General features: G+C 64.4%; 11 protein-coding genes and 1 pseudogene. 10 read left to right on the top strand and 2 right to left on the bottom strand.

The window, feature by feature from the left end; translation table 11 throughout:
• Positions 1–122: 122 nt before the first annotated feature.
• The 8 genes from BQ7391_RS00430 to BQ7391_RS00395 all read left to right on the top strand — a co-directional run bounded on the left by BQ7391_RS00430 (position 123) and on the right by BQ7391_RS00395 (position 9,793).
• Positions 123–2,375 (top strand): ABC transporter substrate-binding protein, encoded by a 2,253-nt coding sequence (locus BQ7391_RS00430; RefSeq protein ID WP_075278810.1) that lies wholly within the window; start codon positions 123–125, stop codon positions 2,373–2,375.
• Positions 2,376–2,575: 200 nt separating this feature from the next.
• Positions 2,576–3,562, top strand: coding sequence for an ABC transporter permease (locus tag BQ7391_RS00425; RefSeq protein WP_075278809.1), 987 nt, complete (start codon positions 2,576–2,578; stop codon positions 3,560–3,562).
• Positions 3,563–3,579: 17 nt separating this feature from the next.
• Positions 3,580–5,259, top strand: coding sequence for an ABC transporter permease (locus BQ7391_RS00420; protein ID WP_075278808.1), 1,680 nt, complete (start codon positions 3,580–3,582; stop codon positions 5,257–5,259).
• 13 nt (positions 5,260–5,272) lie between these two features.
• Entirely contained in the window at positions 5,273–6,502 is a 1,230-nt protein-coding gene (locus tag BQ7391_RS00415; protein ID WP_075278807.1) for an ABC transporter ATP-binding protein, read from the top strand.
• Positions 6,502–7,536, top strand: coding sequence for an ABC transporter ATP-binding protein (locus tag BQ7391_RS00410; protein ID WP_083662013.1), 1,035 nt, complete (start codon positions 6,502–6,504; stop codon positions 7,534–7,536). Before BQ7391_RS00415 ends, BQ7391_RS00410 begins: the two co-directional genes overlap by 1 nt.
• A gap of 6 nt (positions 7,537–7,542) precedes the next feature.
• Positions 7,543–7,845 (top strand): hypothetical protein, encoded by a 303-nt coding sequence (locus tag BQ7391_RS00405; protein WP_075278806.1) that lies wholly within the window; start codon positions 7,543–7,545, stop codon positions 7,843–7,845.
• Between the two features lie 352 nt (positions 7,846–8,197).
• On the top strand, positions 8,198–9,100 hold the full coding sequence (locus BQ7391_RS00400) for a hypothetical protein (RefSeq protein WP_200799550.1): 903 nt from the start codon (positions 8,198–8,200) through the stop codon (positions 9,098–9,100).
• A gap of 12 nt (positions 9,101–9,112) precedes the next feature.
• Positions 9,113–9,793: a PspA/IM30 family protein gene (locus BQ7391_RS00395; protein ID WP_075278805.1), complete on the top strand. Its 681-nt coding sequence runs from the start codon at positions 9,113–9,115 to the stop codon at positions 9,791–9,793.
• A 118-nt stretch (positions 9,794–9,911) separates the two neighbouring features.
• On the opposite strand, the gene BQ7391_RS00390 is transcribed toward BQ7391_RS00395, so the two are convergent.
• On the bottom strand, positions 9,912–10,346 hold the full coding sequence (locus BQ7391_RS00390) for a DUF1893 domain-containing protein (RefSeq protein WP_075278804.1): 435 nt from the start codon (positions 10,344–10,346) through the stop codon (positions 9,912–9,914).
• A gap of 247 nt (positions 10,347–10,593) precedes the next feature.
• On the opposite strand from BQ7391_RS00390, the pseudogene BQ7391_RS12555 reads away from it, so the two are divergent.
• Together BQ7391_RS12555 and BQ7391_RS12550 are read left to right on the top strand one after the other, a co-directional pair.
• Positions 10,594–10,893, top strand: a pseudogene (locus BQ7391_RS12555) (transposase); the annotation flags it as partial.
• Positions 10,894–11,060: 167 nt separating this feature from the next.
• Positions 11,061–11,366 carry a hypothetical protein gene (locus BQ7391_RS12550; RefSeq protein ID WP_235858698.1) on the top strand — a complete coding sequence of 102 codons (306 nt, stop codon included), beginning with the start codon at positions 11,061–11,063 and terminating at the stop codon, positions 11,364–11,366.
• 100 nt (positions 11,367–11,466) lie between these two features.
• Here the strand turns inward: BQ7391_RS12550 and BQ7391_RS00380 are convergent, their stop codons facing one another.
• Positions 11,467–12,471 (bottom strand): GGGtGRT protein, encoded by a 1,005-nt coding sequence (locus BQ7391_RS00380; RefSeq protein ID WP_075278803.1) that lies wholly within the window; start codon positions 12,469–12,471, stop codon positions 11,467–11,469.
• Between the last annotated feature and the right edge of the window lie 17 nt (positions 12,472–12,488).

Raw genomic sequence — 12,488 nt, 5'->3', positions numbered from 1 at the left:
AAAAGTAACATTCACCCGGAGTATGAGATACTAGGTATCCTGTACCGAGGCTCTACGCCGGACGCGCTCGGGGAAGTGCGCCGGTTGAAGACGATCCCCACATGGGAGGAAGGTAGGGAAAGATGCTCGTAACCAGAAGAAGGATGCTCGGGCTCTCCGCAGCCACGATGGGCGCGCTCGCCCTTGCCGCCTGCAACGGCAACGGCGGCGAGGCCAGCAACGGCGGCGAGGGCGGCTCCGATCACGCAGGCACCCTCGTTGCGTCCACCAACGGCCTTGAGGGCAAGTTCTGCCCGCTGTTCACCGCCTCTGCGGCCGACCAGGACGTCGTGAGCTTCAACAACATCACGCTCCTCGCGACCGACCGCATGGCCGAGCCCGTCTACAACGGCATCGAGGGCGAGACCAAGGAGTACAACGGCACCGAGTACACCTACACCGGCCCGGCCAACATCGAGATGGTCGAGAACGCCGACGGCACCGTCAACTACAACGTCCAGCTTCGTGACGACCTTAAGTTCCACGACGGCTCCAACATGACGGTGGACGACATCATCTTCACGTTCTACTCCTACTTCGACCCCACCTATGACGGGTCGGCCACCCTCTACTCCAACGACATCAAGGGCCTCGCGGAGTACCGCTCCGGCATGGCCACGCTGGCCTCGCTCATCGGCAACGCCGGCCGCGAGAACACCGACTTCACCTACTTCACCCAGGAGCAGCAGGATGCCTTCTGGGCGGCCGTCGACGACGGCGGCGCCAAGTTCGCCCAGGAGATCGTCGACTACATGATGGAGAACGGCGCCACCGACGTTGCCTCCGCCGCAGCTGGCTGGGCCTACCCCGACCTGCCCGCCGACGCCACCGCCACCGACTTCTTCGAGGCCATCGGCGCCAACTACGACTGGAACTTCTCCGCGTGCGAGGCCGAGACCGCCGGCACCCCCCTCTCCGAGCTCATCCCCGAGGACGTCTACAACATGGGCACCCAGGGCGTCGAGACCGGCGAGGCCGCGCCGAACGTTGCGGGCATCGTCAAGGTTGACGACTACAACATGTCCGTCGTCACCAACGGCGTCGACGCGACGATGATCTATCAGCTCTCCATCGCCCCGTGCTCCTACAAGTACTACGGCGACGAGTCGCTCTACGACTACGAGAACAACTCCTTCGGCTTCACCAAGGGCGACCTCTCCAAGGCCCGTGGCCTCAACGGCCAGCCCATGGGCTCCGGCGCCTTCAAGTTCGACGACTACACCTCCGGCACCGTCCACATGTCCGCCAACGAGGAGTACTACAAGGGCGCCCCGAAGACCGCCCACCTCAACCTCGTTGAGTCGCAGGAGGCCGACATGGTGACCGGCGTCCAGGCCGGCACGCTGGACATCTCCCAGCCGTCCTACTCCATGGAGGTCGAGGGCCAGATCAAGGAGATCAACGGCAACGACTCCACCTCCGGCGACGTCATCACCACCTTCCTGCACGACTACCGCGGCTACGGCTACCTGGCCATCTCCGCCAACAAGGTGAACGTCGCGGGCGACCCCGCCTCCGACGCCTCCAAGGCGCTGCGCAAGGCCATCTGCACCCTGATCTCGCCGTTCCGCGCCTCCGGCGTCGCCTCCTACTACGGCGACACCGCGTCGGTCCTCAACTACCCGATCTCCACGTCCTCCTGGGCGTCCCCCAACGAGACCGATCCGGGCTACGCGGTCTGCTACTCCACCGACGCCTCCGGCAACCCGCTCTTCACCGACGGCATGAGCGACGACGAGCGCATCGAGGCCGCCAAGGCCGGCGCGCTCACCTGGTTCGAGGCAGCTGGCTACACCGTCGCCGACGGCATGCTCACCGCTGCCCCCGAGGGCGCCAAGCTCGAGTACCAGTGCAACATCGGCGGTGGCGGCCAGGGCGACCACCCCACCTTCATGATCCTGCAGGAGGCCAAGAACGCCTTCTCCGAGATCGGCATGAACTTCATCGTGAACGACATCGCCAACGCCTCCGACCTCTTTGCCTCCTACCAGTCTGGCGAGGCCGAGATGTGGTGCGCTGCCTGGCAGTCCACGGCCGATCCCGACATGTACCAGCTCTATCACAGCCAGGGCTCCACGAACTACTACTGCATCAACGACGCTGACCTCGACGAGCTCATCGAGGCCGGCCGCCAGACGCTCGAGACCGAGAGCCGCAAGGCCATCTACAAGGAGGCCATGGACATCATCCTCGACTGGGGCGTCGAGCTGCCCGTCTACCAGCGTAGCGAGTGCACCCTCGTTTCCTCTGAGCGCGTGAACATCGACTCCGTCGTCCAGGACCAGACCCCGTACTGGACCTGGAAGGATGAGATCGAGAAGCTCGAGCTCAAGTAGGTCCCTTTCCCAAGTTGAACGCGTTGGGCGCGACGGCAGAGTGCCGTCGCGCCCCGCGCCATCGCTAGGGGCTGGTCCCCTGTTGGATTGAGAGACCTCCTTCCCGTGCTGGAAGACAGAGAGGCTGCGCCTTCCAGCGCAGAAACGGGGTCTCTTCTGCCCGCGAATGGGCGGGCACAAGTGAGAGGAGCGTTTGCGACGTGAGAACCTATATCGTCAAGCGCATCGGAATCTCGGTCATCATCCTGCTGTGCGTGACCTTCATCATCTATGGCCTGATGCGCGCGCTGCCGTCCTCCTACGTGGAGACCATGGCGATGCAGCTCTCTCAGGCGCCGGGCGCCAAGTCCTTCGAGGAGTGGATGGCCCAGCTCAACGCCCAGTATGGCCTCGACCAGCCGGTGCCCATCGGATATGTCACCTGGCTCGGCGACTTCATGACCGGCAATTTCGGTGACTCCTGGAAGTTCAACGTGCCGGTCCTGACCGAGTTCCAGAACACCATTGGCATCTCGTTCGCGATGGGTGGCATCGCTTTCGTGCTCTCGACTGCCATCGCTGTGCCGCTGGGCATCCTGGCCGCAACCCACCAGTACTCCAAGGCCGACTACATCATCTCCGCCGTCGCGCTCGCGGGCATCTCGCTGCCCACCTTCTTCTTCGCGACGCTGCTCAAGCTGATCTTCTCGGTCGGGCTCGGCTGGTTTGACCTCTACGGCCTCATGGGGCGTGACTTCGCCCAGCTCGATGCCGTTGGCCAGGCGCTTGACATGGTGAACCACATGATCATGCCCGTGGTCACGCTCACGGTGATCCAGATCGGCTCGCTCATGCGCTACACGCGCACCAACATGCTCGAGGTGCTCAATGCCGACTACATCCGCACGGCGCGCACCAAGGGCCTGCCCGAGCGCAAGGTCATCTACAAGCACGCCTTCCGCAACACGCTCATCCCGCTCGTGACCGTCATCGGCGGCTCGCTTCCGGGCCTCTTCTCCGGTGCGCTCATCACGGAGACCCTCTTCATGATCCCGGGCACGGGCTACACGTCATACCAGGCCATGACCGGAGGCGACATCCCGTACACGATGTTCTTCCTCACGTTCATCGCCATCATCACGCTGCTCTCCAACCTCCTGACCGACATCCTCTACGCGGTGGTCGACCCCCGCGTACGCATTTCCTAGGAAGGCGGGTGTAACTCATGAGCGATTCCAAGAACGGCATGCCCGCCGAGAAGAACGATCAGTCGAGAGACGATGCGCAGGAGTACTCCCTTAACGACGACCGTCGTGTGAAGGTGCTCTCGCCGGGCGCGCTTATCGCCAAGCGCTTCTTCCGTAACCGACTTGCGGTCGTTGGCCTCGTCATTCTTGTTGTGATGTTCGTGTTCTCGTTCATCGGTGGTCTGGTGAGCCCCTACGGCCAGGACCAGACGTTCTCCACGATGACGAAGCTCAACACACAGTACGCGGGCATCACCGAGACCACCTCGCTGCGCTATTCCGCCGCGCCCGACGCCGACTTCGGCGCCCTCGTGCAGTCCAGCGCCAACACGGCCATCAGCTCCGGCGCGACGTCCTTCGAGCGTAGCGGCGTGACCTACACGATCGAGCAGCCCGCGCCCGACCTCTATGTGTTCAGGCAGGGCGGCGAGGTCGTGGCCTACGCCTCCACCGAGGTCGTGAGCGTTCCGTCCGGCGCGTCGGCGCTCTCCTTCGACTTCCAGATCGCCGCCATCACGGCCGTCTCCAACGCGACTGCGGCCGGCGACGCCGCCCCCGCCCCCGAGGTGACCGAGGAGGGCGTCGTCGTGGTCGAGGGCGGCGAGGAGAACGCCGCGGAGGAGGCAGCCGAGGCCCAGGCCGCCGGCAACACCTTCGAGGCTGACGGCCAGACCTACTCGTTCGACGAGTCCGGCAACGTCATGGACGCCTCCGGTGCCACCGTCGCCATGGTGAGCCCGTTCGTGATCTCGGCCTCCGACGGCAACACCGTCATCCCCGACGACCTTCGCGAGGCGCTGCTCACCGCCGTCTCCGCAGACGTGAGCGACGTCGCCTACACCGACGCCAGCGGCGCCGAGCACACCTACACGATCTCCTATGACGCCTACTCCAAGGTCTACAACGTCACCGAGACCACGGAGAACCTGGTCTACGACCGCTATGCGAGCCCCTCGGCCGAGCACTGGCTCGGCACCGACGGCAACGGCATGGACATGCTCACGCGCCTCATGTACGGCGGCCGCGTCTCGCTCATCATCGGCTTCATCGTCGTGTTTATCGCCGCCGGCCTCGGCGTCATCATGGGCGGCATCTCCGGCTACTTCGGCGGCTGGGTGGACAACCTGATCATGCGCATCGTCGACATCTTCTACTGCCTGCCCTCGATGCCGATCATCATCATCCTCGGCTCGGCGATGGACGCCATGCGCCTCGACCCGTGGATCCGCATGATCTACCTCATGCTCATCCTCGGCTTCCTGTCCTGGCCCTCCATCGCGCGCCTCGTGCGCGGCCAGATCCTGTCCCTCCGCGAGCAGGAGTTCATGCTCGCCACCGAGGCCACGGGCATCTCGATTCCGCACCGCATCGTCCGTCACCTCATCCCCAACGTCATGCCGCAGCTGATCGTCTCCTGCACCATGAGCCTGGGCTCCACGATCATCACCGAGGCCACGCTCTCGTTCCTTGGCCTGGGCGTGAAGTTCCCGTTCGCCTCGTGGGGCAACATCATCTCCGACGTCAACAACGCCTTCGTCATGACCAACTACTGGTTCATCTGGATTCCCGCCGGCATCTGCCTGCTGCTTGCGGTCCTTGGCTTCAACTTCGTGGGCGACGGCCTGCGCGACGCCTTCGACCCCAAGATGAACCGCTAGGGAGGGGCAGCCAATGTTTGGTTCCGAGAAGAAGAAGGAGGCGGGCTACCTCTCCGCGAAGGAGTCCCGCCGCATCTCCAGGGAAAACCGCAAGATCACGCAGGAGTACGAGAAGAAGCGCAAGCGCAAGAACGCCGATCCCTCCGAGTACGCGTGCGAGATGCGCGACCCGGGCAACGCGGTCGAGTTCGACGACGTGCACACGTACTTCTTCACCGACACGGGCGTCGTCAAGTCCGTCGACGGCGTGTCCTATGACGTCCCCGTGGGCAAGACCGTGGGCGTCGTGGGCGAGTCCGGCTGCGGCAAGTCCGTCACGTGCCTCTCGCTCATCCAGCTCCTGCAGCGCCCGCAGGGCCAGGTCACGGGCGGCTCCATCCGCCTCAACCTCGGCGACCACGCCATCGACGTGACCAAGGCGCCCGAGGAGGCCATGCAGAAGATCCGCGGCTCCGAGGTCTCCATGATCTACCAGGAGCCCATGACCTCGCTCAACCCGGTCTTCAAGGTGGGCGAGCAGATCGAGGAGGTCATCGCCCTCCACGACGGCAAGGACTGGTCCAAGGAGCAGATCAAGGCCCGCGCGATCGAGATGATCGAGACCGTCGGCATCGCAAACTCCGAGGGCGTCTACGGGATGTACCCGCACGAGCTCTCGGGCGGCATGCGTCAGCGCATCATGATCGCCATCGCGCTCGCCTGCAACCCGCGCATCATCATCGCCGACGAGCCCACCACCGCCCTCGACGTGACTATCCAGGCGCAGATCCTCGACCTTCTCCGCTCGCTCAAGGAGAAGATCAACTCCTCGATCATCCTCGTCACGCACGACCTCGGCGTCGTGGCGGAGATGGCGGATTACGTGGTGGTCATGTACGCCGGCCGCATCGTCGAGCGCGGCACCGCCGAGGAGATCTTCGACCACCCCGCCCATCCCTATACCATCGGCCTCATGGCCTCCAAGCCGGTGGTGGGCAAGAAGGTGGAGCGCCTCTACTCCATCCCGGGCAAGGTCCCCAACCCGGTTAACATGCCCAACTACTGCTACTTCAAGGACCGCTGCGAGCTCTGCGTCAAGGCCTGCGATGGCGCCTATCCGCATATGGTGCGGCTCTCGCCCACGCACGAGGTGAGCTGCTACCGCTACTATGACGACAAGTCGGCCGACGCCGCCAAGCAAACCGCCGCCGTGCTCGACGACATCATCGCGGGCGGTTCCGACAACGAGGGGGAGGACAAGTAATGGCTTCCACGAACGCGACTGTGGACGTCACGTCCACCAAGGCCCCCGCCGCGCCCGGCACCGAGGACATCATCCTCGAGGTAAACGACCTCAAGAAGTACTTCCCCATCAAGGGCGGCATGTTCAACCGGGTCGTCGGCCAGGTCAAGGCCGTCGATGGCGTCTCCTTCAAGCTACGTCGCGGCCACACCATGGGCCTCGTGGGCGAGTCCGGCTGCGGCAAGTCCACCACGGGGCGTACCATCCTGCGCCTCGCGGGCGAGAAGACCGGTGGCGACGTGCTCTTTAACGGTCGCGAGGTCTACAGCCTCAGTGCCAAAGAGCTTCACGACGTCCGCACCAAGATGCAGATCATCTTCCAGGACCCGTATTCGAGCCTTTCTCCGAGACTTCCTATCTCCGAGATTGTGGGCGAGGCGGTTCGCGAGCATAACCTTGTTCCTAAGGATGAGCTTGACGACTACATCGACCGGGTGATGGAGGAGTGCGGCCTGCAGCCATTCCACAAGATGCGCTACCCGCACGAGTTCTCCGGCGGACAGCGCCAGCGCATCTGCATCGCACGCGCCCTCGCCCTGAACCCCGAGTTCATCGTCTGCGACGAGCCGGTCTCGGCGCTCGACGTCTCCATCCAGGCGCAGATCATCAACCTCCTGCACGACCTGCAGGAGGAGCGCGGGCTCACCTACCTCTTCATCAGCCACGACCTCTCCGTCGTCGAGCACATCTCGGACGCGGTCGGAGTCATGTACCTGGGCGGCATGGTGGAGTACGGCTATACTGCGGACATCTTCAAGAACCCGCTGCACCCGTACACCAAGGCGCTCTTCTCGGCCATCCCCATCCCGGACCCCAAGGCCAAGCAGAACCGCATCGTGCTCGAGGGCTCCATCCCCTCGCCGGCAAACCCGCCCAAGGGCTGCAAGTTCCACACCCGCTGCCCGTTTGCCAAGGATTGCTGCAAGGAGATCGCGCCCGAGCAGCGAGAGCTGGAGCCGGGACACTTCGTCTCCTGCCATCTCTACGACAAGTAGGTCACGGTGGCTCGCAGGAGGCGCACGGACGACTTCGAGGACGACGGCCGCGTCATCGCCGACATGTCGGCGGTGGAGCGGCCGTCGCTCCTTGGTCACGCACCTGCGCGCGTGCGTGAGAGAGCCGAGGCGCCGGGAGAGCGCCCGCGCGGTCGCAGGGAGCCCGAGGTCCGCCTCACAACCAGCGAACGCGTCTGGATGGCCCTCGGCGCCCTCAAGGCGGGGCTTACGGTGGGCTGCGTCTACGTCGTGGTGCTCGGACTCGCGATTGTCGTCCTTCTCTCCCTCTGGTCCTGCATGCAGGGCTGAGGGGGATGACAGAGGTGACGGGGGAAACTGTCATGAGACCTTAGTCTCATGACAGTTTCCCCCGTCACCTCTGTCATCACCCGTCACCTCTGTCATCACCCGTCACCTCTGTCATCACCTTTGTCAGGAGGCCTCGGGGCCGCGTTGGGGCATACTCTAGGCAGCGGAGTCGATCGAGGAGGTGCGCATGGGCAGGTCCGGCGGAGGCGGTGGAGGCTTTTCCGGCGGCGGGAGGTCTGGCGGGTTCTCCGGTGGAGGACGCAGGTCAGGCGGCTTCTCCGGTGGCTTTGGGGGCTTTGGCGGCGGCCGCAGCGCGCGGCCGGCGGGTGGCCCCCGGCCCGGCGGCGGTCCAATGCCGCAACCCCACATTCACGTGGGCGTTCCGTTCTTCGGCGGCTTCGGAGGCTTTCGCCGCTCGCCCATGCCGGGAGGCGCGGCCATGGGAGGCGGCTGCGGCGGCTGCATGGGCGGCATCATGGGGCTCATCCTGGCTGCCCTGCTCATCGCGCTGCTCACCACTGGCCTCTCGACCTGCGGGGGCGGCCGTTATGGCTCCGGTGCGTACGTTACGGGCCACTCCGAGGGACAGGCGTCCGCCACGGTCCGCGAGAAGCTCCCGGCCGATGCGGTGACGCGCACGGACTACTACACGGACGCGGACGGCGACTGGATTCACAGCGCAGGGCGCCTCACCGAGGGGCTCGAGGAGTTCTATGACAAGACGGGCGTCCAGCCGTATGTCTATATCCTCCCCAATGGCACGACGACCTCGGTCGACGAGCTGACCGCGCGGGCTGAGCAGCTCTACGGAGAGCTCTTCCAGGATGAGGGGCACTTCCTCCTTGTGTTCTGTGACGCAGGGGATGGCACCTTCAACTGCGGGTACACGGTCGGTACCGCAGCTTCGGCCATAATGGACACCGAGGCGCTCGACATCCTGGCAGACGAGCTCAACTATGCGTACAACAACGCAAGCTCTGACGAGGGGGTCTTCTCGGATGCCTTTTCCAGCACCGCGGACAGGATCATGTCCGCGGCAGAGGAGGAGCAGCAGGGCAGGACCACGACGCTCGTCGTGGGAGGCGCCATCCTGGTTGTTGCGGCCGGAGCTGGCATCGCGTATGTCGTGAAGCGCCGCAGGGCCAAGGAGGCCGAGGAGAAGCAGAGGATGGAGGACATTCTCAACACCCCGCTCGAGAAGTTCGGGGATAAGGATGTGGAGGACCTCGCGGACAAGTACGAGGACAAGGACTAGAAGGGAACCGCCATGGGCATTCTTGACCGCTTCGCAACCATCGTGAAGGCCAACATCAACGAGCTGCTCGACAAGGCCGAGGACCCGGCCAAGATGGTCGATCAGTACCTCGTCGACCTCACCGAGTCGCTTGCCGACGTCAAGCGCGAGACGGCCGGCGTCATGGCCGAGGAGGCCCGCACCAAGCGCGCCGCTGACGCCAACGCGAAGGAGGTCTCCCGCATGGAGGACCTCGCCAAGAAGGCCCTCAAGGCCGGCAACGAGGACGACGCCCGCGTGTTTCTCGCCAAGAAGCAGAAGCTCGAGGCGGCTGGCGCCGAGCTTCAGAAGGCTGCCGACGCCGCAAAGGCCAACGCCGACAAGATGCGTCAGATGCACGACAAGCTCGTGAGCGACATCGAGGACCTCAAGGGCCGCCGCGAGACGATCAAGGCCAAGATGGCGGTCGCCAAGACGCAGGAGAAGGTCGCCGGCTACACCTCCGGGTCCGATAAGGCCGAGAGCGCCATCGAGGCGTTCAACCGCATGGAGGAGAAGGCGGACCGGATGCTCGACACGGCCGACGCCATTGCCGAGCTCAACACCGAGCCCGTCGACGACGCGGAGGCGCTTGCACAGAAGTACGCGGGTGCGACTGATGACGCGGCCGTCGACGACGAGCTCGCCCGTCTCAAGGCCGAGATGGGCCTCTAGCCTGACAGAGGTTGACAAAGGTGACAGGGTCGTTTGTCAGGACGACCCTGTCACACAGGATGCGGGGCGAGAAGAACGTTCTTCTCGCCCCGCGCTCGTCTTGCGTATGATGGGGACGCTATGCCATGAGCGCCATCTGGCGGGCACGCTCCTCGAGCACGCCGACGGCCTCGTAGGGCTCCCAGATGTTGGTGACGGACTCGTCCATGGGGCACTGACCGCTCTTGGCGCGGTTGCTAATGTGGGGGACGAGGACGTCGTGGCTGACGAAGATGCCTGCGGCGAGAAGGACCGCGCGGCCAGTCCAAGACATGACGGGGGAGAAGACCGCCTCGGGACCGAGTACGGCATAGAGGAGCGCGGGGGCCTTGCCGACGACCTTGTCGGCGACGGAGAAGCCCTTGAGGCTGCGGCCCTCGGCGACCATCTTGAGAAGCGGCTTCACGCCGCGATCGCGGCAGACGACGATCTCGTCGCCGCGAACGGCCACGAGGGTGGCGTCCTTGTTGGCGATAAGCAGGGCACGTGCAAGGTCGAGGTCGGTGGCGTCCATATCTTCAATCCTCCCAGTCCGCGGGTGAATTCAGATCAAGCGGGTACTCTACCACAATCGCGGCCGCTCGCAACGCCGTTCGCCGAAACCGGTACAACCTGACAAAGGTGCCAGGGTCAACTGTCATGAAACTAACCGAAATGTGACACAAAACTTCATAGTATTTTAATAGCTAAATATATAACTTGAATAAAATTATTGACTCATATGCGATGATGTGCCTCATCTCGGGACGAAAGGGGGAGGGATGAGGGCAGCGCGAAGGGAATCGGAGTCAGGGTATTATCACGTTGTTGCAAGGGGCAACGGAAAGCAGATCATCTTTGAGAGCGACGATGATCGCGCGACGTTCGTGCGCATGCTGGGAGAAAGCTCGTCCGCAGCTGGCGTGAAGATCATTGCGTGGTGCCTCATGGAGAATCACGTTCACATGGTCCTCGAGGACGCGGAAGGCAGGATGAGCGAGGCTATGAGGATGCTGCTGTCCCGTTATGCGCGGTACTTCAACGAGCGGACCGGGCATGTCGGCCACGTCTTTCAGGAACGATTCTTCAGCGAGCCGATTGAGGGGGACCGCTATCTTCTGGCCGCCGTGCGGTATGTGCACCTGAACCCGGAGCGGGCGGGCGTGTGCCCGGCGGGGAGTATCGGTGGAGCAGCTATCAGGAGTACCTGGGCGCACCCGGCCTTGCGCGGACGGAAACGGTGCTTGACATGGTCCAGGGGCCGGAAGGGTTCATCGCGCTGTGCTCGGATGACGGGGGCGTGGTCTACGTGCCGAGGCTCGGGCGCGGCATGGACGAGAACGCGCGGCTCTGCGTGGCGACCGAGGTGCTTTCCGCCGCCGGCCTGGGCGCGCCGGGAGACGTCAAGAGGCTCTCGAGGGCCCGAAGGGACGCCGCCATCAGACTCCTGGGCGAGAAGGGCTTCTCGATTCGGTGGATCGAGCGCCTGACCGGCATGGGGCGCGGGACCATAGCCCATGTCCTGTTGGGCGGGCGAGAAGAACCTGACAGATGACCTGACAGTTTACCCTGTCACCTTTGTCATAAAACGGGCCGCCACCCGGGGGTGACGGCCCGTAGCGTGACAGTTTACCCTGTCACCATTGTCATCATCGCTACTCGTTGAGAGCGGCGTTGACGGCGACGGCGCAGGCGACGGTCGCACCGACCATGGGGTTGTTGCCCATGCCGATGAGGCCCATCATGTCAACGTGCGCGGGCACCGAGGAGGAGCCGGCGAACTGGGCGCTGGAGTGCATGCGGCCCATGGTGTCGGTCATGCCGTAGGAGGCGGGGCCGGCGGCCATGTTGTCCGGGTGCAGGGTGCGGCCGGTGCCGCCGCCGGAGGCGACGGAGAAGTACTTCTTGCCGGCGAGCACGCGCTCCTTGAAGTAGGTGCCGGCAACCGGGTGCTGGAAGCGCGTCGGGTTGGTGGAGTTGCCGGTGATGGAGATGTCGACGTTCTCGTGCCACATGATGGCAACGCCCTCGCGGACGTCGTCAGCGCCGTAGCAGTTGACCTCGGCGCGCGGGCCGTCGGAGTAGGGGATCTTCTCCACGATGTTGAGCTCGCCGGTGAAGTAGTCGAACTGGGTCTTCACGTAGGTGAAGCCGTTGATGCGGGCGATGATCTGGGCGGCGTCCTTGCCGAGGCCGTTCAGGATGACGCGCAGCGGCTTCTTGCGGGCCTTGTTGGCGTTGAGCGCGATGCCGATGGCGCCCTCGGCGGCGGCGAAGGACTCGTGGCCGGCCAGGAACGCGAAGCACTCGGTGTCGTCACCGAGGAGCATGGCGCCCAGGTCGCCGTGGCCCTTGCCGACCTTGCGGTCCTCGGCGACGGAGCCGGGGACGCAGAAGGCCTGGAGGCCCTCGCCGATCATGGCGGCGGCCTCAGAGGCGCTCTTGGCGCCCTTCTTAATGGCGATGGCGCAGCCGCAGACGTAAGCCCACTTGGCGTTCTCGAACGCGATGGACTGGACGCCCTCGACGATCTCGCGCGGGTTCACGCCCTTGTCGAGGCAGATCTGCTCGGCCTCCTCGAGGGAGGAGATGCCGTTCTCAGCGAGCACCTTGTTGATCTTGTCGATGCGGCGCTCATAGCCCTCAAACGAAACTGCCATTTGGTTTTCCCTCCCTT

Source organism: Thermophilibacter provencensis, from assembly GCF_900128445.1.
GTDB classification, from domain to species: Bacteria; Actinomycetota; Coriobacteriia; order Coriobacteriales; family Atopobiaceae; genus Thermophilibacter; species Thermophilibacter provencensis.
Note: the sequence above shows the minus strand (reverse complement) of the source record. Positions and strands in the feature narration are given on the sequence as shown.